The following is a 24468-nucleotide window of genomic DNA, read 5'->3' on the forward strand; positions in this document are numbered from 1 at the left end:
CTCATCAATTCGGCATTCTTTGAATTTGTGCCGATATCGTGCGGGCAGATTCGCATATCCCAATTGAAAAGGGAATCCCCCTGATTCGATTTTTTTTATATTTAGAGTCAGATATTTATAGCACTAAATTTAGGGGGTCAGATCCCCAGCGCCGCAACACCTGGGAGGGTTTTGCCCTCCATCCATTCAAGGAAGGCGCCGCCTGCGGTTGAGATATAGGTGAAATGCTCCGCCGCGCCCGATTTATTGAGGGCCGCGACCGTATCCCCGCCGCCTGCGACAGAAATCAGATGGCCTGTTTTGGTGGCCTGTGCCGCCGCTTGTGCGGCCGCGTTCGTGGCCGCGTCAAAGGGGCTAAGTTCAAAGGCGCCAAGCGGACCGTTCCAGATCAAGGTTTTTGAAGTTTCAATCTGGGCAATGATGGCTGCCACGCTGTTCGGGCCTGCATCCAAAATCATTGCATCCTTGGGCACGGCCGTGCTTGCAACCACCTCATGCGTAGCACCCGATTTGAATTCGCGGGCAATGACCACATCGCTTGGCAAAATGATGGCGCAACCCGTGGTTTTTGCGTGATCCAAAATGTCGCGCGCCGTTTGCGCCAGATCATGTTCGCACAAAGACGCGCCGACATCATGGCCCTGTGCCGCCAAAAACGTATTGGCCATGCCGCCCCCGATTACGAGGCGATCCACCTTACCAACCAGATTGTGCAGAAGATCCAGCTTGGTCGAGACTTTTGCCCCGCCAACAACGGCCATAACAGGGCGGGCAGGGGTGCCAAGTGCGGCTTCCAATGCGGCCAATTCCGCAGCCATCAGGCGGCCCGCGCAAGAGGGCAGCAAATGCGCGACCCCTTCGGTTGAGGCATGCGCCCGATGCGCCGCTGAAAAAGCGTCATTGCAGTAAATGTCACCAAGCCCTGCAAGGAATTGCGCCATTTGCGGATCGTTTGCCTCCTCCATCGGGGAAAACCGAGTGTTCTCAACCAAGATCACAGCATACGTGGGTGTTGCCTCAATCGCGGCGCGGCTTGGGGTTTCGATGAAAATCACCTCATGCCCCAGCGCGGCCTCAAGGGCAGGCGTCAGTTGCGCTAGGCTCATTTCTGGAACGGGGCGCCCTTTCGGGCGGCCAAAATGGGCCAAAAGAACCACGCGGCCACCTTTCGCGCGGATGTCGCGGATCGTGGGGATGATCTTCTCAATCCGTGTCGCATCGGTGACGCTGCCATTTTCCATCGGCACGTTGATGTCGACACGGGTCAGCACCGTTTTGCCCGCAAGATCGAGATCATCCAAGGTGTTCCACGCCATTTGCGGCCTCCGATATTTGGGAAATACAGTCATCCTTGCGCTAGACTTTTCCAGCGCAAAGGTCAATTTTTTGGCAAAGAAAAAGGCGCGGTGTTCCGCGCCTTTTTGTCTTTAGATCAGTTTTCCCATCGCCACGGCCGTATCGGCCATGCGGTTTGAGAAGCCCCATTCGTTATCATACCAACTCAGAACGCGGCACATATTGCCATCCATCACTTTGGTCTGATCCAAATGGAAGATCGAGGAGCGGGGATCATGGTTAAAATCCATCGAGACATTGGGCTGATCCGTCACGCCCAAAATGCCCTTAAGCGGTCCATTGGCCGCCTTGATCACTGCCTCGTTGATTTCTTCAACTGATGTGGTGCGGGCCGCCTCAAAAGTCAGATCAACAACCGAGACATTCGGTGTCGGCACGCGGATTGCGACCCCGTCCAGCTTGCCATTCAATTCGGGCAAAACCAAACCAACGGCGCGCGCGGCCCCTGTTGAGGTGGGGATCATGCTCATCGCGGCGGCGCGGGCGCGATAGAGGTCCTTGTGCATCGTGTCCAAGGTCGGCTGATCGCCCGTGTAGCTGTGGATCGTCGTCATAAAGCCGCGCGAAATCCCGATGGCATGGTGGATCGCGAAGGCCACAGGGCTAAGGCAGTTCGTGGTGCAAGAGGCGTTCGAGACGATGATGTCATCCTTCGTCAATGTGCCGTGGTTGACCCCGTAAACGATGGTCTTATCCGCCCCTTTTGAGGGGGCCGAAACCAAGACACGCGAAGCCCCGTTTTCAAGATGCACGGCGGCCTTGTCGCGGTCGGTGAAAATGCCCGTGCATTCCAAGACGATATCAATGTGACCCCATGGCAATTCAGCGGGGTTGCGAATGGCGGTGACCTCAATTGGGCCGCGCCCCACGTCAATGGTCGTCTCGGTTGTTTTCACTTCGGCGGGAAAGCGGCCATGCACGCTGTCAAAACGCAAAAGATGCGCGTTGGTTTCAACAGGCCCCAGATCATTGATTGCGACCACCTCAATATCGGTGCGGCCCGACTCGATGATCGCGCGCAGCACGTTGCGTCCAATCCGACCAAACCCATTAATGGCAACTTTAACAGCCATAATCCCCTCCAGTGCGCCAAGCATGGCATTGTTAGCGGTAACAGTTGCGGGTGGTATAGTCCCTTAGCCGCGAAAAGGAAAGGGGATCTCTAGCGCCAGAACGCCATTTTATCGAGGATATGGATCAAATGTTTGCACGCTGCTCTTCGGTCAGACGCTCATAGCCAGAGGCCTGTGCCGCCAAAGGCAGGGCGGTGGTCAGGGCCAGTGCTGCGACAAAGGTCGATGTTTTCATAAAAGACATGTGGATTTCCTTTCTGCTGTGGTGAACGGCCCACCTGTTTGTGGCGGCCTTGTGAGACAGGATTTGTGCGGAAATCGCCCCGATCGCCATTGGACGCGGGTTATAAATCGCAGAGTTCGATCTCTGGTTGGGGGCATTATAACTTGGGTTTAGGCCGTTCAGGGGATGAAAAAGCAAAAACCCTGCCATGCATCATGGCTGGGTTTTATAAAAAGTCGTGACCTAGGACGGGGGTTTAGGCGATCAGGCGCCCCATGGCAGCAGAGACATCCGCCATACGCGCCGAAAATCCCCATTCATTGTCATACCATGCCAAAACACGAACCGTGCGCCCACCGATGACCTTTGTCTGATCTGGCGCAAAAATCGAGCTATGCGTGGTGTGATTGAAATCAATCGAAACCTTGGGTTCTGGATCATAGGCCAGGACGCTGCGCATATGGCCCTCGGCCGCATCGCGCATGATTTGGTTGACCTCCTCCACCGATGTGTCGCGCCCCGCCTCAAAGGTCAGATCAACGCAAGACACATTCGGGGTTGGAACCCGCATGGCCGTGCCATCCAACCGACCTTCGAGTTCAGGCAGAACTTCTTTTAGCGCTTTTGCAGCGCCAGTCGATGTGGGGATCATCGCCATCGCGGCGGCACGCGCGCGGTAAAGATCGGAGTGGCGGCGGTCTAGCGTGGGCTGATCGCCTGTGTAGCTGTGGATCGTGGTCATGATCCCGCGTTCAATACCAATCGCGTCATTCAGCACTTTTGCCAAAGGGGCCAAGCAATTCGTGGTGCAAGACCCGTTCGAGACCACATGATGATCTTCGCGCAGGTCACGGTGGTTCACGCCATAGACGATGGTTTTATCGGCTTGTTTCGCGGGGGCCGAGACCAAGACCCGCTTTGCGCCGCGGGTCAAATGGACAGCGGCCGCGTCACGATTGTTGAACTTGCCTGTGCATTCAAGAACGACATCGCAGCCCTCCCAATCCAACTCTTGTGGGTCGTAGGTGGAAAAGACTTTGATCGGGCCTTGGCCTAAATCCATTGTGTCCTCGGTCAGGCGCACCTCGCCGCCAAAACGGCCATGCACGCTGTCATATTTTAGCAGATGCGCATTGGTCTCAAGCGGGCCAGTCGCGTTGATTTTGACCACTTGCACATCGTTGCGTGTAGCCTCTGCGATATGGGCAAGGGTGCACCGCCCGATGCGGCCAAATCCATTGATGCCAAGGGTGATGGTCATGATCTTGTCTCCAATCCGATTTGCGCTCTTGCTTGATCGCATACAAAAGCCGCGCCCGATCCCCAAGGAAAAAATGACGAATTTTCATAATGTTAGCGAAAACATCCGATGTTAGCGCGAACGGTTGCGCGAACATGCTGTGCCGCTATGCTAAGGGCGGCTGTTGGGTGCAAAAGGATTGGGGTGGATGAGCGGATTATTGGCGCTGTTGGATGATGTCGCGGCTTTGACGAAGGTTGCGGCGGCCTCCGTGGACGATATCGCGGCACAAGCAGCCAAAGCAGGGGCAAAGGCCGCAGGCGCGGTGATTGATGACGCGGCCGTCACCCCCAAATATCTCACAGGGTTTTCGCCAGAGCGTGAATTGCCGATTGTCTGGAAGATCGCGCGTGGCTCGATTGTCAATAAATTGGTGATCCTTTTGCCTGTGGCGCTCCTGTTGTCGCAATTCGCCCCTTGGGCGATTCCGCCCCTGTTGATGATGGGGGGGGCTTATTTGTGTTGTGAGGGGGCAGAAAAGATCCTTCATGCCTTTCGCCCGCATCCTGAGGCGCGCGATCCTGCGGCAAGCGACCCCGCCCATTTAGAAGAGGCGCGTGTCAAAGGTGCGATCAAAACAGATTTCATCCTTTCCGCTGAAATCATGACCATCGCGCTTTCGGCGCTTGAGGCGCCAAGCCTGATTTATGCGGGTTTCGCGCTTGCCCTTGTGGCGATTGGCATCACCGCTTTGGTCTATGGGTCGGTCGCCCTGATTGTAAAGGCCGATGATGTGGGGCTGCATTTGGCGCATCCCGACCGCGCGCCCGCCTTACAACGTCTGGGGCGGGGGATCGTGGCCGCGATGCCCAGCTTCCTGCTGTGGCTCACCCGAATTGGCACAGCGGCGATGCTGTGGGTGGGGGGCGCCATCCTTCTGCACGGGGCCGCGCAACTGGGCTGGCCCGCCCCAGAGGAGATGCTGCATCACCTCAGCCTTGCCGCAGCGGATGCTGTGGCCGCGGCCCACGGATTGGTGGAGTGGGCGGTGTTCGCCCTTGGCGCAGGTATTGTGGGCTTGGGTGTTGGGGCCTGTTTGATCCCGCTCGTTGCGGTGATCCTGCCACTTTTCCCAAAGAAAAAGGGCGTGTAGGAAACCCCCACACGCCCGATTTTGTATATTAGGTTCTTTGCCTAAAGGCGCGCTTTGGCCTCGGCCACGACCGCCTCTGCGGTGATGCCGAAATGCTCGTAGAGAACTTCAGCAGGGGCAGAAGCGCCAAAACTGTTCATCCCAACAAAGCCCGCCTTGGCCTCACGACCACGCTCGCCCAACAACCAGCGATCCCAAGGCTGACGCACAGCGGCCTCAACCGCAATGCGCACGGGCCCTGCAGGTAGAACGCGCTTGCGATAGGCTTCGTCTTGCTCGGCAAAGAGTTCCATAGACGGCACCGAGACAACCCGTGTTCCGATGCCTTCGGACTGCAACTTGTCGCGGGCCGCCATGGCAATTTCGACTTCCGACCCTGTTGCCATCAAGATCACCTGACGCTTGCCTTCGGCCTCGGCCAAAACATAGGCCCCTTGGGCGGCCAAATTGCGCGAGACATGTTTTCTGCGCAACGTGGGTAGGTTTTGACGGGTCAGGGCCAAGACGCTGGGGCGGTTTGGTTGCGCCAGCGCGATCTCCCAACATTCGGCGGTTTCCACCGCATCGGCAGGGCGCATCACAAGGCAATTTGGCGTGGCCCGCATCATGGCGAGATGCTCAACAGGTTGGTGGGTTGGGCCATCCTCGCCGACGCCGATGCTGTCATGGGTCATCACATAGACCACGTTAATCCCCATCAAAGCGGAAAGTCGCATCGAGGGGCGCGCGTAATCGGTAAAGGTAAAGAAAGTCCCGCCATAGGGGCGCACACCCCCATGTAGCGCCATGCCGTTCATCGCTGCCGCCATACCATGCTCGCGGATGCCGTAATGGACATAGCGCCCTTTGCGGTTTTCAGGAGTGAAAATCCCCATATCGCCCGTTTTGGTATTGTTCGACCCAGTCAAATCTGCAGAGCCGCCCAAGGTCTCTTTCATTATCGGGTTGATCACGGCAAGGGCCATTTCACTGGCCTTGCGGGTCGCCACTTTGGGCGCCTCATCCGCGAGGGATTTTTTATAGCGGCGCAGCGCATTGCCCAATTTCGCGGGAACCTCGCCTGCAAAAGCGCGGGTAAACTCGGCCTGTTTGGCGGCGGGCAGGGCGGCAAGACGAGCTTCCCATTCGGCGCGCGCGGTGGCGCCTTTTGCGCCAACAGCTTCCCACCAGTTTTTGAGATCGGCAGGGATTTCAAAGGCCCCATGCGTCCAGCCATAGACGGCTTTCGTGTCAGCTACCACTTTGGGGTCGGTCAATGCGCCGTGGCCCTTGGGGGTGTCCTGCGCGGCAGAGCCGATTGCGATATGGGTTTTGCAGGCCACCATTGCGGGGCGCGGACTTGCCTTGGCTGCCGTAATTGCGCGGTCGATATCAGCGGCATCATGGCCGTCACAGTCAAACACATCCCACCCTGCGGCGGCAAAGCGCGCGCGCTGATCCACACGGCAGGCCATATCAACTGTGCCATCGATGGTGATGTTATTGTCATCCCAAAGCACAATCAGGCGGCTCAATTCATGACGCCCTGCAAGACCGATCGCCTCTTGGCTGATGCCCTCCATCAGGCAGCCATCGCCCGCGATGCAATAGGTGTAGTGATCCATAATCTTTGCGCCCCATGTGGCACGCAGATGTTCCTCGGCCATGGCAAAGCCAACCGCGTTGGAAATCCCTTGCCCCAAGGGGCCTGTGGTCGTTTCAACCCCTTCGACATGGCCAAATTCAGGATGGCCCGCTGTGATGGCGCCCAACTGACGGAAATTCTTGATCTGCTCCAATGTCATTTGCTTGTAACCTGTGAGATACAGCAGCGCATAGATCAGCATCGAGCCATGGCCCGCCGACAGAATAAAGCGGTCGCGATTTGGCCAGCTCGGGGCCGATGCGTCAAAGGAGAGGTGCTTGTCGAACAGCACGGTCGCAACATCCGCCATCCCCATCGGCATACCAGAATGGCCCGAATTCGCGGCGGCCACCCCGTCAAGGGCAAGCGTACGGATACAGGCGGCGCGGCGCCAATGGTCAGGATTGCGGGCGGCAAGTGCAGAAAGATCCATATCAATGTCCTAGAAGAGGGCTGCGGGAGTGCTTGTGGGAGCGTTAACGCGGACGGGTTTAGCAGGGCGTGACCAAAGTTCAAGCCCGAAGCCCACGCCCAAGTGCTGTTGGCCGCTAGAGACGCAAGGGTTGCCTTAGATCAAGAAATCCTGCCAAACTCCCGAAATTGGATCATAATGTGTCGCAGGGGGTCAGATTCGGCCCGCGCGATCTGACATGGTCTGCGTGATACGACTGCCGCGTAAATGTTTCATGAGGCGATCCAAACGCCCGCAATTGGGGGAGGCAAAATGAGCGATCCTTTGGCCATTGAGAAAGTCGATCAGCTTGAGTCCCGCCTGTCAGCTGCGCTTGCGCGGATTGATGCGGCGATGGAAAAGGCCCGCACCTCTGCAAACAGCACCACGTCCTCGGATGAACTGTCTGATCTGCGCGAAGAATTGGCGCTAGAGCAGCGTACGCGATTGGATCTGACGGCACGGCTTAAGGCGATGGAGGCTCAGGCGCAGGGCAGCACGGATGGGGCTGAATTGCGGGCCACTGAGGCCGAGGCTGCGCGGGATGCGCTCAAGGCCGAATTGGCAGCAGCCCGTGCCGAGGTTGAGCAGCTGAAATCTGACCTTGCCCAATCTACCACCCAAGCCGAGGCCGTATCTGATGCCGCCCCAATACCCGAAGCCACGGGCGAGAGTGAGGTGCAAATCCTGCGGATGCGCGCCGCGCGCTTGCGCGAAGAACGCAACGAGGCCCGCGATGAGCGTGATGCCGCGCGCGATGCGCTGGAGGATCGTGGCGCTCAGATGACGGACAGCACATTGGGCGAATTGCGCGCAACAATCGCGAGGTTACAAGAGACCTTGGAAGAGTTGCGCGAGACGCCCGAAGGGAATTTTGATCGCGAATTGCTCCAATCTGGTCTTTTGGCGGAAATTCGTGCGCTCAAGGCGCAGCGCGCCGCCGATGCCCAAGAACTGGCGCAGATTTTGGCCGAGATTGATACTGTGACCGAAGAAGGGGGCGCGTAATGCCTGATGTAACGATTACCATCGGTGGCCGTAATTTCCCAGTCGCCTGCCAAGAGGGCGAGGAACCCCTTCTCAAAGCGGCGGCGCAAATGTTGGACACCGAGGCCTCTGTGGTCTCGGGTCAGATTGGTCGGTTGCCTGCGGAACGGATGTTGCTGATGGCGGGTCTGCTTTTGGCCGATAAAACCCTTGCCAAAACCGATGAGCTTGAGGCCGCGCAAACCAAAATCAAGGCGATGGAAGAGACGCTGGCCAAAGCCGAGGATCTTTTGCGCAAATCGCAGATGAAAATCGCAGATCTTGAAGCCGCGAAGCCGCCTGCAGAGGTGGCGGTCATCCCTGCGCAAGTGGTGGATGGGTTGGCCGAGCTTGCCGCCCGCGCCGAGGCCTTGGCAGATCGTATCGAAGAACTGCCTGAGGTTGAAGCGCCCCGTCCCACGCCTGTTGCCCCCAAGGCCAAAGCGGCTGCGGTTGAGGACGAAGACGATGACGATAAAGATTAGCTGACCTTCGGCTTTTAGCCGAAGATCGGTTGTAACAGCCGTTCGGCTTCGTCACTGGGCTTTGCCAACCCCTCCCGATCTTCACCAGGATAAAACCGTGCGCGCAAAGCGGTTGGCATGGGCTTTGGGTGTAACAGATGCACGTTCGGCCCGTGCTTTTCCGTCTCGGATTGCCAGTTTTGCACCAAGGCGCGGGTGGCGGCCTTGCTCATGCCATAGGTGCCTGCGAATTTCGCGTCCCATGTATCGTCAAAGAACACGGCATGCGGGTCGTCAGACGGCTCAATCAATGGCGCGATCATGGTGATCAAACGCGATACTGCGCGAATATTGGTGCCAATGGCACGATCAAGGTCTTTTTCCGTGATATGCGGGGCAGGGGTCAGCGCGGTTGCGTGAAGGGCCGCATGCACCCAAATATCGGCGCGCCCCCACCGATCAAAAATCGAACGGCACAAATGCGCCATTGCAGCATCCGTGGTAATATCCATGGGGGCAAGCGTGGCTTGGCCGCCTTTGGCTTGGATGCGGTCATCCAATTCTTCCAAAGCGCCCGTGGTGCGGGCAACGGCAACGACATGAGCGCCGCGAGCGGCCAACCATTCCGCTGAGGCTGCCCCAATTCCGCGCGATGCCCCTGTGACAAGGGCGATTTTACCTGACAAAATCTTTTCCATGCCTCCCACATGGGATGAAAGCAGCGATTTGGCAAGCAGGGTTTTTTGCCGCGCCTGATTTGCGGTGGCTGTGGGTAATTTGCGTGCTCTTTGCTTGACTTTGCGGTGCTGCAAGCGGAAAACAGCTTAAACGCGAATTCTCCAGAACCTTTGAGGAGCCCGATTTATGAGCCGTTCTGACTTTCTAACCAAATCCCTGACCACCCCCACAAGCCTTGCGCAAAAAGCGGCATTGGTCTTGGCAGGCTCTCTTGTGATTGCAATTGCGGCGCAAATCTCGGTGCCGATGTTCCCTGTTCCTATGACGCTGCAAACCTTAGCAATCCTGACCGTTGCTTTCGCCTTGGGCGCGCGTTTGGGCGTTGCGGCGCTTGTGGCCTATTTGGTTGAGGGCGCGATGGGTCTGCCTGTTTTCGCCAATGGCGGTGCAGGTCTGGCCTATATGTTCGGGCCTACCGGTGGTTTCCTTTTGGGCTTTGTTGTGATGGCTTATATCGCGGGTTTGGCTGCTGATCGTGGCATGGCGCTCAAGCCAATCCTTGGCTTTGCTGCGGCACTGGTTTCTTCGGCCGCGCTTTATGTGCCTGGCCTTGCATGGCCTGCCTTGGTCATGGGGGTTGAGCCTTCAACCTTGCTCTCTGGTTGGATGGCGCCCTTCATCGCGGGTGATGTGGTCAAGGCGCTTTTGGCCGCTTTGATTGTGGCGGGTGCGTCTAACTTGCGCAAAGCGATCCGCTGATTTGCATGAAAGATCTAAAGAAAAAGGCCGCTCCTCGGAGCGGCCTTTTTCTTTTGTGCCATGGTGCCGCTTATTCAGCAGCGGCGGGTTCGTTCATGGCAAAACCTTTGGCGATTTGGTCTGTGGGGCGCACAGGATATTCGCCTGAGAAACAGGCATCGCAATAGGTGGGGTTTTTGGGGTCACGGCCCTTGGCCTCACCCACGGCACGATAGAGCCCATCAAGCGAGATAAAGCGCAGGCTGTCCACACCCAGATGGGCGCGCATTTCTTCGGCGCTCATTGTCGCTGCAAGAAGCTTGTCGCGCTGTGGCGTGTCCACCCCGTAAAAACAAGGCCATGCTGTAGGCGGAGAGGCGATGCGGAAATGCACCTCGGCCGCGCCTGCGTCTAAAATCATTTCTTTGATCTTTTGCGAGGTGGTGCCGCGCACAACGCTGTCATCTACCAAGATCACCCGCTTGCCTTCAATCAAGGCGCGGTTGATGTTCAGCTTAAGACGCACACCCATATTGCGGATCTGTTCGGTGGGTTCGATAAAGGTGCGGCCCATATATTGGTTGCGGATGATCCCCATGCCAAACGGGATGCCACTTTCATGGGCAAACCCGATGGCCGCAGGCGTGCCACTATCGGGCACAGGGCAGACGAGATCTGCCTCAACAGGGGCTTCGCGCGCCAATTCCACGCCAATCTGGCGGCGCGTTTCATACACTGACCGCCCGCCCAAAATACTGTCGGGGCGCGAGAAATAGACATGTTCGAAGATGCAAAAGCGCGATTTGCGCTGCTCGAAGGGCATATAGCTTTCGATGCCCTGCGCGGTGATGACGACCATCTCACCGGGCTTGATCTCGCGCACGAATTCGGCGCCGATGATATCAAGCGCACAGGTTTCGGAGGAAAGCGCGTAACCATCGCCGATCTTGCCCAACACCAAGGGGCGCACCCCAAGCGGGTCGCGCACACCCATCAATTTTGTGCGCGTCATGGCCACTACCGAAAACGCGCCCTCTACGCGGCGCAACGCATCTTTCATACGCTCGGGGATATTTTTCTGATAGCTGCGCGCCATCAGGTGAATGATGCACTCACTGTCCGATGAGGATTGGAAGATCGACCCGCGTTCAATCAATTCGCGGCGCAGTTCATCGGCGTTGACGATATTCCCATTATGCGCAATCGCGGCCCCACCCATGGCGAATTCGCCAAAAAAGGGCTGCACATCACGGATTGCCGTATTGCCCTTATTGCCTGCCGTGGAATAACGCACATGGCCGATGGCAAGCGCACCGGGCAGCGTGTCCATAACGCTGGCATTGGTGAAATTATCGCGCACATACCCGAAACGGCGGGCCGAGTTGAACCCTTCGGCAGGGTCATAGCTGACGATCCCACCCGCCTCTTGGCCGCGATGTTGCAGCGCGTGCAGGCCAAGGGCCACAAAATTCGCGGCATCCGCCACACCGATCACACCAAAGACGCCGCATTCTTCACGCAGCTTATCATCAGAGAGGGGATCAAAGGGATGGGCGGGGAAATCTGCGGTGCGCGGGGACGCAAAATTGCTGGGCATCGGCGGGCTCCTGCCTGCGGTCATAGCCGAAAGCTACGGAAATGGGCGAGTCGGTTGCAAGCCTTACCTAGGACAAAGGCGCGGCGCTGTCACCTGTTAGCTGTCATGAATGCGTCACAATTTTCGCTCTAAATTCATGTATAATTTTAATGATACGCCGCGTGGGCATGCACTTACGCTGCGGGCACGGATAGGAGTGCGCGCGCGCTTTGCGCGTCGCCTGCGGCAGGGGCCACGCATCCTGTGGTCAGCCCCTCATAGCGACCAATCAACCAACCCGGCGCATCGCTTGGGATTTCGCTGTCGATCTGCATGGTCAGCGAGGCAAAGATTTGTGCGGTTTGGCTGTTCACGACTGACGCCGCAGGATCGCTGCCGGCCAGTCGGTCATAGGCCACCAAGGCCACCGCCACCAAGGCCACACCGCGCAGCACGCCAAAGAAGAGACCCGCGCCCGCATCAAACCCGCCCAGTTTGGTTTTCTGGATGAATGAGGAAAACAGCGGCGAGAAGAGCGAGACAACAATCAGCGTCACAGCAAAGGCTGCCGAAAAGCCCAAGATCATGCCCAATTCGCAGCTGTCATCGACATATGGCCCGATATAGGGAATTTCCGAGATCAGTGGGCGCACTTCAGGTGCGGCCCAATAGGCCACGATGGCCGCGGCGATCCAGCCCAAGATTGACATGACCTCGCGCACAAAACCGCGCGAATAGGCCAAGATGGCCGAGATGAAAATCACCCCGCCTGCAATGCCGTCAATCATCGTGAACCCATCCATCGCCCGCTCCCTCACTTATTTTGGCGCTAGCCCGCGCCGAATATATCGCCCACAAATCGCGTCATATCCGCCATTTGCATCAGCTTAACACCCCCGACCGAGCCAAAATTGCAGCCCTCTGGCGCGATCACAGTCGAGAAACCAAGTTTTTGCGCTTCTTTCAACCTGTTTTCCGCCTGTGCCACGGGCCGAAGCGCGCCAGATAGACTTAATTCGCCAAAAATCACCGACCCTTGTGGCAGCGCCGCATCCTCGCGCGCGCTTAGCAAGGCGGCAGCAACCGCCAGATCAGCCGCAGGTTCAGTGATCCGCAACCCGCCTGCGATGTTGAGATAAACATCAAGCCCCGCAAAGGCGATCCCCACACGGGCCTCAAGCACCGCCAAGATCATGGCAAGCCGTGCGCTGTCCCAGCCCACAACCGCACGGCGGGGTTGACCAAGCGGGGAGGGGGCGACCAAGGCTTGGATTTCGACCAAGACGGGTCTTGTGCCCTCAATGCCTGCAAAGACCGCCGATCCGGGTGAGGCGGTTTCATTCTCTGAGAGAAACAGAGCAGACGGGTTTGCAACCTCACAGAGGCCCGCACCGGTCATTTCAAAAACACCAATCTCACCCGCAGGGCCAAAGCGGTTTTTGACCGAGCGCAGAATGCGGAATTGATGACCGCGTTCGCCCTCAAAATATAGCACGCAATCGACCATATGTTCGACCACGCGCGGCCCCGCAATTTGGCCATCTTTGGTGACATGGCCCACCAGGATCACGCTGACCCCACGCCGTTTGGCGAAGGTAACCAATTCATGTGCTGCGGCGCGCACTTGGCTGACAGATCCAGGTGCGCTGTCGACTGTGTCAAGCCACATGGTTTGGATCGAATCGATAATCACCAAATCGGGGCGGGTTTCGTCCAAAGTGGTCAGAATATCGCGCAAATTGGTTTCTGCCGCCAAGGCCATCGGGGCTGCGCCCAAACCCAGACGTTGCGCGCGCATGCGCACCTGTGCGCTGGCCTCCTCGCCCGAGACATAAACAACCGACAGGCCCTTGGCCGCGAAACTGGCCGCAGCTTGCAACAAGAGGGTTGATTTCCCGATGCCCGGATCCCCCCCCAAGAGCAGCGCAGAGGCCGGCACAAGCCCGCCACCAAGAACACGATCCAATTCCGCCAAGCCTGAAGGGTGGCGCGGTGGCGGGGCCTCTTGGCTGGCCAAATCCATCAGCGCCATTTTGCGCCCCTTGCCTGCACCCAAGCCCGATTTGGCGGGGCCTGCCGAAAGCGGGGCCTCCTCAACAATCGTGTTCCACTCGCCACAGCCATCGCAACGCCCGATCCATTTTTTATGAACCGTGCCGCATTGGCCGCAGATAAATTGGGTTATAGGTTTTGCCATGGCACAGGATTAGCGCGGGTCGCGCGCTTTGGCCAGAGTATGCTGCGCCTTAGCGCACCGCCTCAATCGGGCCATCGGCAGAGCCTGTGATAAACTGGCGCAAATAGGGGTCATCGGCGCTGTCCATATCCGCCACGGGGCCTGTCCATTGGATCACCCCGTCATGCAGCATGGCGATTTTATCGGCAATCGCGCGCACCGAGGACATATCATGGGTGATGGTCATGGCGGTTGCACCCATCTCAACCACGATTTCGCGGATCAAATCATTGATCACGCCCGACATGATCGGATCAAGCCCTGTGGTTGGCTCGTCAAAAAAGATAATTTCAGGCTCCGCTGCAATGGCGCGGGCGAGGCCTACGCGCTTTTGCATGCCCCCTGACAATTCAGACGGGTAAAGGTCAGCGACATCGGGCTTCAGCCCCACACGGCGCAATTTTTCAATCGCGATCTCGCGCGCCTCTGATTTTGGCCGCTTAAGATGGCCGCGCATCAGACGAAAGGCCACGTTCTGCCATACGGGCAGACTGTCAAACAGAGCCGCACCTTGGAACAGCATCCCAAAGCGGGCCAAAAACGGGTCACGCGCGGCGCGGGTGACATCCTCGCCGTCAAGCAGGATCATCCCACTGTCATGGCGCACAAGACCCAAAACCGATTTCAGCAAAACCGATTTGCCCGTGCCAGAGCCGCCAATAATGACCATGCTTTCGCCTTTGGGAACCTCGAGGTTCACGCCGCGCAAGACCTGCTTGGGGCCAAAGGATTTATGGACATCGGACAGGGTAATCATGCGCTGAAAAACACCTCTGTCAGAATGTAGTTTGACGCCAAAATAAGGATAGAGGCCGAGACCACCGCATTGGTTGTGGCGCGGCCCACACCCGCGGCCCCTTTGCCTGAATTCATCCCATGATAGCAGCCCATCATGGCCACGATAAAGCCAAAGACCGCCCCCTTGATCATGCCCGAGATGACATCCCAAGCTTCGAGAAAATCAACGGTGTTCTGAATGTAATTGGCAGCGTTGAACCCAAGCCGCGTTGTGCCGACCAAATAGCCGCCGAAAATCCCGATACTGTCCCCAATCGCCACCAAAAGCGGCAAAGACAGGGTCGCGGCTAGAACCCGGGGTAGGGTCAGATATTTGAGCGGGTTGGTCGAAAGCGTGACCAACGCATCAATCTGTTCGGTCACTTTCATCGTGCCAATCTCGGCGGCAATCGCAGCCGCCACGCGGCCCGCAACCATGAGGCCCCCCAAAACAGGCCCAAGTTCGCGCACCATGCCGATGGCCACAATCGAGGGGACAACCGCTTCGGCATTAAATCGCGCGCCGCCTGAATAGATTTGCAGCGCCAAGGCCCCGCCCGTAAACAGGGCGGTCAGGCCGACCACGGGCAGGGATAAAAACCCAATTTGCATCAGTTGGATCAGGAACTCGCGCGGGTAAAATGGCGGGCGAAACAGGTGCGAGACAGTCGCGCCTGCATAGATGCTGACGCGCCCCACACCCGCCAACAGCCCCATAACCGAGCGGCCAATCGTGGCAAGCGGTGCAAGAATGAGTGCAGCCATCCCTAACCCCTTTGATAGTGACGCTGATAGCGCGCGCCAAGCGAGGTGAGGATTTCATAGCCGATCGTGCCCGCATGATCCGCCAGTTGATCCACGCCTTGTGCGGGGCAGAGAATGTCTAGGTGATCTGGCACATCCGCCCCAAGCCCGCTGACATCCACCCCCATCAAATCCATCGACACCCGCCCCGCAAGCGGGCAGGGCGTGTCACCTGCATAGACTGCGGCTTTGCCCGTCATCGCGCGGATCAACCCATCGGCATATCCCGCGGCCACGGTTGCGATCTGGCGGGGGCTGTTGGGGCGATAGCCCGCGCCATAGCCCACAAACTCGCCCAGCTCGACTTGCCGCACTTGGATGACAGGCAGGGAGAGACGCACCACGGGGGTCGCATCCGCAAAAGGCAGCCCGCCATAAAGCCCGATTCCAGGGCGGGTGAGATCAAAATGATAAGCCTCGCCCAAAAGAACGCCACCCGTAGCAGAAAGCGAACGGGGGTGATGCGTGCCATCGGTCATGGCGCGAAAATTTGCCAATTGCGCGTGATTTTCAGGATGATCAGGCTCCTCAGCGCAGGCCAGATGGCTCATGATCAACTGGCAGGGCCCGCGCTCGGCCTCATCGCGCAAGGCGGCCCAATCAGCCGCCTCCATGCCTAGGCGGTTCATGCCTGTATCAAGTTGAACTCCATAGGGCAGGTCGCCCGCATCGCGGTGGCGGCGGAATTGATCGGCGGAATTCAAAAGGGGGATCAAATTGTGATCCCGCAACAGCGCGTCATCACCTGCCATGTGACCCGAAAAGACGAAAATGCGGGCGTGTGGGAAACCCGCCTTCGTGAGGGCGGCGCGCAGTGCCGCGCCTTCTTCGGCAATTGCCACAAAGAATGTGTCAGCGCCTGCGCGGGCCAAGGCAGGGGCCACGCGCCCTGCGCCCAAGCCATAGCTGTCTGCCTTCACCACCGCGGCCGTTTTCGCGCTGGTCAGGCCGTCAAGGGCGTGCCAATTGGCGACAATCGCGCCCAGATCAATATGAAGCTTTCCAGATGCCATGCGCCTTCTGTCCCGTTTTCATCGGAACCCGTCAAGGGGCAAGGCGGGTTTTGCCCGAAATTCCAACAGATCATGGCACGAATGCGCGCCTTAGTTGAACCTGTCCGCGCCTTGCTGCCATGGTTTGACGAGATTGCCAAATTTGGTGAAGCGCCCCTCAAAGCTTAGCTCAACCGTGCCAACAGGCCCGTGACGCTGCTTGCCGATGATCACCTCGGCCTTGCCATGAAGCGCGTCCATGTCCTGCTGCCATTTTGCCATGGCCTCGAGATTTTCTTCGCCTGGTTTTTCGCGCTCTTTGTAATATTCGCCGCGATAGACGAACATGACCACATCGGCATCTTGCTCGATTGATCCAGATTCCCGAAGATCCGACAATTGGGGGCGTTTATCATCGCGGTTTTCGACCTGGCGGGACAGCTGCGACAGCGCGATCACAGGAATATCCAATTCCTTCGCAATCGCCTTGAGCCCTTGGGTGATTTCCGAAATTTCGTTCACGCGGTTTTCGTTGCGGCCATTGCCCCGCAACAATTGCAAATAGTCGATGATCAACAAATCCAACCCCTGCGGGCTGCGCTTGAGGCGGCGCGCGCGGGCGGCGACCTGAGCAATCGGCAGCGCGGGGGTGTCGTCAATATACAAGGGGCAATTCTGCAAATCCTGCGCTGCGATCAGATAGCGTTGGAATTCTTGCTCGTTCAAATCGCCTTTGCGGATCAGTTCCGATGGCACCTCGGCCGCCTCTGACAGAACCCGTTGCGCCAATTGCGCAGCAGACATCTCGAGGCTAAAAAAACCCACCACACCGCCATCAATTGTGCCCTCTGTGCCATCATCCTTAAGACCCCGCTTAAAGGCACGCGCCACGTTAAAGGCGATATTGGTGGCAAGCGAGGTTTTCCCCATCGAGGGGCGCCCCGCAAGGATCAAAAGGTCAGAATGGTGCAAACCGCCCAACATCTTATCCAGATCAGCCAAGCCCGTGGAAAGGCCCGCCAAACCGCCCGACCGATTATAGGCCGCATTGGCCATTTCCACCGCATCATGCAGCGCGCGCAAGAATGATTGAAACCCGCGGGATGTGCTGCCCGTTGAGGCGAGTTGGAACAAATCGGACTCGGCCTGCACGATCTGCTCATCGGGCGAGACATCTTCGCGCATCGATTGCGCGCGATCCGAAATGGACTTGCCCAAATCTATCAGATTGCGGCGCACAGCCAGATCATGGATCAGCTGGGCGTAATCGCGCGCGGCCGATGTGGCGATGGCCGAAAGCTGCAATTTCAACAGGTATTCGGCCCCCCCAAGAGCGCGCAGACCTTCGTGTTCGGCCATAAAGTTTTTGAGGGTCGTCGCGTCTGTTTGCTGCCCCTTTAGGATGCGCGCCCGCGCAACCTCGAAAATCGCGCCATGTACGGGGTCATAGAAATGCGCAGGTTCAATCAGGTCTTGCAGGCGATCAATGACGTCATTTGACGCCAAAATCGCGCCCAATAATTGCTGTTCGGCTTCGATGTTATGCGGCAGAGGGGAGAGGGCGCTTGCGTCCGTGTCGGGGTCACCATCGCCTGATTTGCGCAATGCTTTGGCATTGAGATTGGCGATCTCGCTCATGATTACTCCCCCAACATATCACACCCTACCTGCGGTATGCTGCGTATGCCGCAGCGTCAATCTGGATATCCTGTGGATATGTTGATCCCCGATAATATCCCCAAGATATGGGTGCCCCCTTTGTAAACCCTACCACATAGGGCAAGGCGGCAGGAATTTTTTTCGGGCCTCTGCTTTGCTTGATGGATCGGGCAAATGAGGCCGCGTTAATTCTGGGCCGTTTTTGGGCCTTTGCCTCGGGGCTTAGGCGAATCCCCGCGCGGCGCGCCACCCTTCGGGGTCACGCAGGAAATGTTCGACCTGCTCAAGCGTGTTCGCGCCAAAATCATTGCCTGCGCGTGCCTCGGCAATCACATCGGCCCAAGTGCATAGCCAATGCAATTCAACCCCGTGCTCCCGCAACCGCGGGATCGTGTCCTCGAAAATGCCGTAATAGAATACAACCGCCGTGTGAGCACAGCTTGCGCCTGTCTCGCGGATTGCATCGACAAAGCTCAGCTTCGAGCCACCATCCGTGGTCAAATCTTCCACCAATAGCACGCGGTCACCCGCATCCATTGCCCCCTCGATACGGGCGTTTTTGCCATACCCTTTGGGCTTTTTGCGCACATAGCTCATGGGGAGGGCCATACGCTCGGCCACGAAGGCGGCAAAAGGAATGCCTGCCGTCTCGCCGCCTGCGATATTGTTAAAGGCCTCAAGCCCCGCATTGCGCATGACTGTGCAGGTCAGAAAATCCATCAATGTGGCGCGCACGCGCGGGAAGGAAATAATCCGCCGACAGTCAATATAGGTGGGCGCACGTTTGCCTGAGGCATGGGTATAGGGCTCGTCCGCGTTGAAATGCACCGCGCCAATATCCAGCAACATCCGTGCTGACATTTTCGCAATCTGCGCCTGATCGGGATAGCTTGTTGGGATCATGGCATGGCTCCTTTATTGGTCGAGAACCCGCCAAAACAGCGGATGGCCTGGGTCAAAGACAGTGACAGGCCCATCTTCCGTCTCGATTTTCGCGGGATAGGTCACAGGGGTGTCTTCCTTGACCAAGGTGATCGTCGTGTCATTCGGGGCCAGACCATAGCGCGCTGGGCCAAATAGCGAGGCGAAGCCCTCAAGTTTATCAAGCGCGCCTTCTTCCTCGAACACATGGGCGAGGCAGGCCATGGTATTGGTTGCGGTGAAACATCCCGCACAGCCACAGGCGCTTTCTTTATTGGGGTCGGTATGGGGTGCGCTGTCTGTGCCAAGGAAGAACCGCGGATTTCCCGAAATTGCGGCTTTGCGAAGCGCTTCTTGATGGGTAGCGCGTTTGGCCACGGGCAGGCAGTAGTAATGCGGCTTGATCCCGCCCACCAAGATATGATTGCGATTAATCATAAGGTGATGCGTTGTGATGGTGGCCGCAATATCGCCGCTCGCATCGCGTACATAGTCAATCCCATCGCTTGTGGTGACATGTTCAAGCGTCACTTTAAGTTCAGGAATATCACGACGCAGCGGATCAAGAACCGTATCTAGGAACACTTTTTCGCGGTCGAAAATATCGACATTATGGCGCGTGACCTCGCCATGGATGCACAAAGGTAGGCCAATCTCTGCCATCCTTTCCAAAACGGCGCGCACATTGCCGATGTCGCGCACGCCTGAAGCGGAATTTGTGGTGGCCCCTGCAGGGTAAAGCTTCACCGCCGTGATCAGCCCCGCCGCATGCGCAGAGGCCAGATCGTTGGGATCTGTGCCTTCGGTTAGGTACAATGTCATCAATGGCGTGAAGGTCATGCCATCGGGCAGGGCCGCCAAAATGCGGTCGCGATAGGCGCGGGCGTCGTCCCCCGTGACCACGGGTGGCACAAGGTTTGGCATGATGATTGAGCGACCAAAATGGCGCGCGGTTTCGGGCAATACGGCGCGCAACATCGCACCATCGCGCAGGTGCAAATGCCAATCATCAGGGCGGCGAAGGGTCAGGGTGTATGTCATGCCCCTTGCGCTACAAAATTCCCGCAGCCTTGCCAAGAGCTAAGCGCGCTATCGGTGGGGGTACATCCTGCTGCTCTAGCTGCTGCTTCTTTTGTGTTGGTAACCTTATGAGATCCTAGCAGCCGAGCAGGGCGAAACAAAAGGATTTTGCACAGGCTTGACCGCAGGCTATTCTCTGGCGTTGATAGGGGCGACACATTGCGGGAGGCAGCATGCGCGGGTCATCACACCAAACGGCAATTCCCCCATCAATTGATGCATTGCGCACAGGGTTAAGCGCTGAAGGTTATATCTGCGGCAAATCGTTAGGCACGGTTGCCTATCTTGCCCTCAGCCTCGGGCGGCCGTTGTTTCTAGAAGGCGAGGCAGGTACAGGGAAAACAGAAATTGCCAAATCTATTGCCGCAATGTTGGGTCGCCGCCTGATCCGTCTGCAATGCTATGAGGGGCTTGATGCGGCCTCTGCCGTCTATGAATGGAATTTCGCCGCACAGATGGTTGCCATCCGCGCAAGCGAGGCAGCGGGTAGTGCAGATCGCGCAAGCTTGACCGCTGACTTGTTCTCGCAAGATTATTTGATCGAACGGCCATTGTTGCAAGCCATGCGCCCTGATCCCGAAGGCGCGCCTGTTTTGCTGATTGACGAGATTGACCGAACAGATGAACCTTTTGAGGCGTTCCTCCTTGAGGCGCTGTCAGATTTTCAGGTCACAATCCCCGAGGTTGGCCAGATCAAAGCCCCAGAGCCGCCCATCGTCATCTTGACATCAAACCGCACCCGCGAGGTGCATGATGCACTAAAACGGCGGTGCCTCTATCATTGGGTCGACTATCCCGACATCACCCGCGAGATGGCGATTTTGCGCGCCCGTGTGCCACAGGCGGCAGATACACTCTCGCGCGAGGTCGTGGCCTTTGTGCAGCGCCTACGCAGCGAAGATCTATTCAAAAAGCCAGGTGTCGCAGAAACAATTGATTGGGCGAAATGTCTGCTTGCGCTTGATGTGATCGAATTATCGCCTGAGGTGATTGCAGATACGCTTGGCGCGATTTTGAAATATCAAGACGATATCGCGCGGCTGCAAGGGTCTGAGGCCAAGCGTATCTTGGACGAAATCCGCGCCGATTTGGGCTAGGGCGCTATGGAATACGCCCCTCTTGACCTGCCCGACAATCCGCAGCTTTTGCGCAACCTTGCGCATTTTGCGCGCGCCTTGCGCGTGGCAGGGCTGCCTGCGGGGTCAGGGCGTGTGATGGATGCGGCGCGCGCCTTGGCCAGTGTCGGTTTTACGGATCGGGATACGTTTTTCTATGCAACGCGTGCCTGTTTTTGCACGCGGCCCGAACATTTGCCAATTTTTGCGCAGATCTTCCGCCTCTATTGGCGAGACCCGCGTTATATGGAGCATATGATGTCCTTGATGCTGCCCGCTATTCGCGGCGTGGCGGAGGAACGCCAAGCCAAACCCGCCGAAAAGCGCGCGGCAGAAAGTCTGCTAGACGGGATCACCCCTGAGGCCCCCGATATAAAAGGCGAAGATCGCCCGCAGGACACGGAAATCGAAATTGACGCAAGCCTGACGATGAGCCGTGAAGAACGCTTGCGCAGCCTTGATTTTGAACAAATGTCCGTGGCTGAAATGGCTGAGGCGCGGCGTATTTTGGCGCGGTTGAGCCTGCCCGTGCCACCGCTGCTGACCCGCCGCTACGCGGCTGATGCCAATGGCACCAAGCCCGATTGGCGCAGAAGCCTGCGCCAAGCCATGCGCCATGGTGGCGAAATGCAAGGCTTTGCGCGCAAGGCGCGGCGCGAAAGGATGCCTGCCTTGATTTGTCTTTGCGATATCTCTGGGTCGATGTCAGCCTATAGCCGTGCGGTTTTGCATTTTCTGCACGCGCTCTCAAACGCGAAAGGGGCGGGGTGGTCAAAGGTCTATGGGTTCACCTTTGGAACGCGGCTCACCAATATCACCCGCCACTTGCGCGGGCGCGATGTGGATGCGGCACTGGCCGCTGCGGGGGCGGAGGCACAAGATTGGGAAGGCGGCACGCGCATTGGGTATTGCATCGACCGCTTTAACCGCGATTGGTCGCGCCGTGTCATGGGGCAAGGCGCGATTGTGCTTTTGATCACAGATGGTCTGGATCGGGATGATCCCGAACTGTTATCGAGCGCGATGCAGCGTCTTAGCCTGTCGTCTAAGCGGCTGATTTGGATTAACCCGCTTTTGCGTTGGGAGGGGTTTGCGCCAAAGGCCGCAGGCATTCGTGCCATTTTGCCCCATGTTGATATGTTCCGCGCGGGGCACAATATCGCGGCATTGCAGGGCTTGGCCGAGGCGCTGAATGCGCGCGGGGATTTCAACGAAAAAGCACGGCTTGCGCGGATGCTATCCGATGCGGCAAGCTGAGGTTGAAAGGGAGGGGTCATGATGGAAAATATGCCCGAATTGGCGCTTGAATGGCATCGCGCGGGTCGCGGTGCGGTCTTGGCCTCTGTGGTGGAGACATGGGGCAGCGCGCCGCGCCGTGTGGGCAGCCAATTGGTGGTTGCAGGCGATGGCGAGATGCAAGGCTCCGTATCGGGGGGCTGTGTCGAAGGGGCTGTGGTTCTTGAGGCGCAGGATATGCTTGCCACCCACGCCGCCGCGCCCAAGCTGTTGGAATTTGGGGTTTCTGATGATGCAGCCTTTGCCGTGGGCTTGGCCTGTGGGGGGCGGATCAAAATTCTGCTTCAGCCCATTGGCGGGGCCTTGCCCGAGGCCGTCTTGCGTGATCTCGTTGCGGCCCGTGCGGCCCGCCATGCGGTGGCCTTGATCAGCGATGTCACGGGCGAAGCCCCGCCGCAGGTCGTGGAACGCGCAGAAGCACCCGATCTGAGCGAGGCCTTTGCCAAGGATAAGTCGGGCCTTGATGCCGAGGGCTTGCGCTATATCGCAATCCACAACCCGCCGTTGCGCATGGTCGTTGTGGGGGCGGTGCATATCGCGCAAAGCGTGATCCCAATGGCGCAAATGGCAGGGTATGATGTGACGCTGGTTGATCCGCGCCCCGCCTTTGGCTCGACCGCCCGATTTGAGGCGGTGCGACTGCTCGATGCTTGGCCCGATGAGGCCTTGGATGAAATCGGGCTTGATACTCGCACGGCCGTTGTGACCTTGACCCATGATCCCAAGCTTGATGATCCCGCAATCATGGCCGCGCTGCGGGCCGATGTGTTTTATCTGGGCTGTTTGGGCTCAACGCGCACCCATGCAAAACGGGTGGATCGCCTGACCGAGGCAGGCTTTGGCGCCGAGGCTATTGCGCGCATCCATGCCCCTGTTGGTCTGAATATTGGGGCGATGGGCCCCGCAGAGATTGCAATTTCGATCATGGCGCAAATCACTGAAAGGTTGCGCACATCATGAAGTTTGGGCCGCGTCCTATAGCCGAAGGGATGGGCGCGATCTTGGCCCATTCCGTGTCCGTTGAAGGGGGGGTGATCCGGAAGGGCACGCGCCTTGGGGCAGATCATATCGCCGCGCTGCGGGCCGCGGGGGTGGCCGAGGTGACAGTTGCCGCGATGGAGGCGGGCGATATCGATGAAAACACCGCCGCCGCGCGATTGGCGCATGCATTATGCGGGGCCGATGCAGGCCTTGAGATTGAAGCCGCCTTTACAGGGCGGGTCAATCTGCGCAGTCGCGGCGCGGGCATTGTGTCGGTGGATACCGCAAAAATCGCGGCGGTGAATGCGATTGACCCACGCATCACGGTTGCAACCCTGCCGCCATGGCAGCGAGTCTCAAAAGGGATGATGGTCGCCACAATCAAGATCATTCCCTATGCCGTGCCAGAGGCCGCGCTCTTTGCCGCTGAAGAGGCGGCCCGTGGTGGGGCATTGGCCCATATCGAGCCGCAGATTTCTTCGGCTACCCTGATCCTCACCAGCCATCAGGGACAAAAGGCGGCCGCGCTTGAGGCAAAATCTATCGCCGCGGTTGAGGCGCGTCTCGCTGCGTTTCACGTTGAACTCAAGGACACCCGCATCTGCCCGCATGACAGAGCCGCGCTTGAGGTTGAGATTGCGCAGGCAAAGACAAGCCTGATCTTAATCCTTACCGCCTCTGCCACATCTGACATCGACGATGTGATGCCTGCTGCGTTGCGGGGCGCGGGGGGGCAGGTGACGCGGTTTGGAATGCCTGTTGATCCAGGCAATCTTTTGGTTTTGGCCGCATTGGCAGAAATCCCTGTCATAGGCTTGCCCGGTTGCGTACGCAGCCCCGCCTTGAATGGGGCAGATTGGGTGTTGGAGCGGGTCATATGTGGCCATCCGCCGAGCGCCGAAGAAATTGGCGCGATGGGGGTCGGTGGCTTGTTAAAGGAAATTCCCACCCGTCCACAGCCCCGTGATGGACGCGAACGATAGGCCCTTCACGCGGGTTTGAGGA

22 protein-coding genes are annotated in these 24468 nt (G+C 58.0%); 8 read left to right on the forward strand and 14 right to left on the reverse strand.

All coding sequences use genetic code 11. The annotated features are described in order from the left end of the window. Positions 1 to 137: 137 nt before the first annotated feature. From AAC636_RS06010 to gap (AAC636_RS06020), 3 genes are all read right to left on the reverse strand, one after another. Positions 138 to 1316: a phosphoglycerate kinase gene (locus AAC636_RS06010; protein WP_340300758.1), complete on the reverse strand. Its 1179-nt coding sequence runs from the start codon at positions 1314 to 1316 to the stop codon at positions 138 to 140. A gap of 111 nt (positions 1317 to 1427) precedes the next feature. After that, positions 1428 to 2429: a type I glyceraldehyde-3-phosphate dehydrogenase gene (gene gap, locus AAC636_RS06015; RefSeq protein WP_340300759.1), complete on the reverse strand. Its 1002-nt coding sequence runs from the start codon at positions 2427 to 2429 to the stop codon at positions 1428 to 1430. Between the two features lie 479 nt (positions 2430 to 2908). After that, complete coding sequence (gap, locus tag AAC636_RS06020) at positions 2909 to 3913, reverse strand: type I glyceraldehyde-3-phosphate dehydrogenase (RefSeq protein ID WP_340300760.1); 1005 nt, start codon at positions 3911 to 3913, stop codon at positions 2909 to 2911. Positions 3914 to 4100: 187 nt separating this feature from the next. Here gap (AAC636_RS06020) and AAC636_RS06025 point away from each other — a divergent pair, with 187 nt between their 5' ends. Then, on the forward strand, positions 4101 to 5045 hold the full coding sequence (locus AAC636_RS06025; protein WP_340300761.1) for a DUF808 domain-containing protein: 945 nt from the start codon (positions 4101 to 4103) through the stop codon (positions 5043 to 5045). A gap of 41 nt (positions 5046 to 5086) precedes the next feature. Here AAC636_RS06025 and tkt read toward each other — a convergent pair whose 3' ends face one another. Beyond that, positions 5087 to 7102 carry a transketolase gene (gene tkt / locus AAC636_RS06030; RefSeq protein WP_340300762.1) on the reverse strand — a complete coding sequence of 672 codons (2016 nt, stop codon included), beginning with the start codon at positions 7100 to 7102 and terminating at the stop codon, positions 5087 to 5089. 291 nt (positions 7103 to 7393) lie between these two features. Between tkt and AAC636_RS06035 the strand changes: the two genes are divergently transcribed. Both AAC636_RS06035 and AAC636_RS06040 read left to right on the forward strand, forming a co-directional pair. Further along, a complete protein-coding gene (locus AAC636_RS06035) occupies positions 7394 to 8128 on the forward strand; it encodes a hypothetical protein (protein ID WP_340300763.1) in 735 nt (244 codons plus the stop codon). Beyond that, positions 8128 to 8631, forward strand: a complete 504-nt coding sequence (locus AAC636_RS06040) for a cell division protein ZapA (RefSeq protein WP_340300764.1) — start codon at positions 8128 to 8130, stop codon at positions 8629 to 8631. Before AAC636_RS06035 ends, AAC636_RS06040 begins: the two co-directional genes overlap by 1 nt. Before the next feature lie 14 nt (positions 8632 to 8645). On the opposite strand, the gene AAC636_RS06045 is transcribed toward AAC636_RS06040, so the two are convergent. Then, positions 8646 to 9308: an SDR family NAD(P)-dependent oxidoreductase gene (locus AAC636_RS06045; protein ID WP_340300765.1), complete on the reverse strand. Its 663-nt coding sequence runs from the start codon at positions 9306 to 9308 to the stop codon at positions 8646 to 8648. 166 nt (positions 9309 to 9474) lie between these two features. On the opposite strand from AAC636_RS06045, the gene AAC636_RS06050 reads away from it, so the two are divergent. Beyond that, positions 9475 to 10047: a biotin transporter BioY gene (locus AAC636_RS06050; RefSeq protein ID WP_340300766.1), complete on the forward strand. Its 573-nt coding sequence runs from the start codon at positions 9475 to 9477 to the stop codon at positions 10045 to 10047. Between the two features lie 70 nt (positions 10048 to 10117). Here the strand turns inward: AAC636_RS06050 and purF are convergent, their stop codons facing one another. From purF to pyrC, 9 genes are all read right to left on the reverse strand, one after another. Continuing rightward, positions 10118 to 11623 (reverse strand): amidophosphoribosyltransferase, encoded by a 1506-nt coding sequence (gene purF, locus AAC636_RS06055; RefSeq protein WP_340300767.1) that lies wholly within the window; start codon positions 11621 to 11623, stop codon positions 10118 to 10120. Positions 11624 to 11796: 173 nt separating this feature from the next. Continuing rightward, positions 11797 to 12405, reverse strand: a complete 609-nt coding sequence (locus AAC636_RS06060; RefSeq protein WP_340300768.1) for a CvpA family protein — start codon at positions 12403 to 12405, stop codon at positions 11797 to 11799. A gap of 26 nt (positions 12406 to 12431) precedes the next feature. After that, on the reverse strand, positions 12432 to 13799 hold the full coding sequence (radA, locus tag AAC636_RS06065) for a DNA repair protein RadA (protein ID WP_340300769.1): 1368 nt from the start codon (positions 13797 to 13799) through the stop codon (positions 12432 to 12434). Between the two features lie 49 nt (positions 13800 to 13848). Continuing rightward, positions 13849 to 14595: an ABC transporter ATP-binding protein gene (locus AAC636_RS06070; protein ID WP_317654368.1), complete on the reverse strand. Its 747-nt coding sequence runs from the start codon at positions 14593 to 14595 to the stop codon at positions 13849 to 13851. After that, positions 14592 to 15380: an MlaE family ABC transporter permease gene (locus tag AAC636_RS06075; RefSeq protein ID WP_340260915.1), complete on the reverse strand. Its 789-nt coding sequence runs from the start codon at positions 15378 to 15380 to the stop codon at positions 14592 to 14594. Before AAC636_RS06075 ends, AAC636_RS06070 begins: the two co-directional genes overlap by 4 nt. Before the next feature lie 2 nt (positions 15381 to 15382). Then, positions 15383 to 16432, reverse strand: a complete 1050-nt coding sequence (gene alr / locus AAC636_RS06080; protein WP_340300770.1) for an alanine racemase — start codon at positions 16430 to 16432, stop codon at positions 15383 to 15385. Between the two features lie 90 nt (positions 16433 to 16522). Further along, complete coding sequence (locus tag AAC636_RS06085) at positions 16523 to 18049, reverse strand: replicative DNA helicase (RefSeq protein ID WP_340300771.1); 1527 nt, start codon at positions 18047 to 18049, stop codon at positions 16523 to 16525. A 243-nt stretch (positions 18050 to 18292) separates the two neighbouring features. Next, positions 18293 to 18973, reverse strand: coding sequence for an orotate phosphoribosyltransferase (locus tag AAC636_RS06090; protein ID WP_340300772.1), 681 nt, complete (start codon positions 18971 to 18973; stop codon positions 18293 to 18295). 12 nt (positions 18974 to 18985) lie between these two features. Further along, positions 18986 to 20032, reverse strand: a complete 1047-nt coding sequence (gene pyrC, locus AAC636_RS06095) for a dihydroorotase (RefSeq protein ID WP_340260910.1) — start codon at positions 20030 to 20032, stop codon at positions 18986 to 18988. Positions 20033 to 20244: 212 nt separating this feature from the next. On the opposite strand from pyrC, the gene AAC636_RS06100 reads away from it, so the two are divergent. The 4 genes from AAC636_RS06100 to AAC636_RS06115 are packed head-to-tail and all read left to right on the forward strand — an operon-like array spanning position 20245 to position 24446. Next, the gene (locus AAC636_RS06100; protein WP_340300773.1) at positions 20245 to 21168 is read left to right on the forward strand and encodes an AAA family ATPase; all 924 of its coding nucleotides are present in this window, start codon (positions 20245 to 20247) and stop codon (positions 21166 to 21168) included. Between the two features lie 6 nt (positions 21169 to 21174). Next, positions 21175 to 22443, forward strand: a complete 1269-nt coding sequence (locus AAC636_RS06105) for a vWA domain-containing protein (RefSeq protein WP_340260907.1) — start codon at positions 21175 to 21177, stop codon at positions 22441 to 22443. Positions 22444 to 22464: 21 nt separating this feature from the next. After that, positions 22465 to 23442 (forward strand): XdhC family protein, encoded by a 978-nt coding sequence (locus AAC636_RS06110; protein ID WP_340301101.1) that lies wholly within the window; start codon positions 22465 to 22467, stop codon positions 23440 to 23442. Then, entirely contained in the window at positions 23439 to 24446 is a 1008-nt protein-coding gene (locus AAC636_RS06115; RefSeq protein WP_340300774.1) for a molybdopterin-binding protein, read from the forward strand. Before AAC636_RS06110 ends, AAC636_RS06115 begins: the two co-directional genes overlap by 4 nt. The last annotated feature ends 22 nt before the right edge of the window (positions 24447 to 24468 follow it).

Origin of the sequence: Roseobacter sp. HKCCD5988, assembly GCF_037830355.1 — a bacterium.
Classification (GTDB): Bacteria; Pseudomonadota; Alphaproteobacteria; order Rhodobacterales; family Rhodobacteraceae; genus M30B80.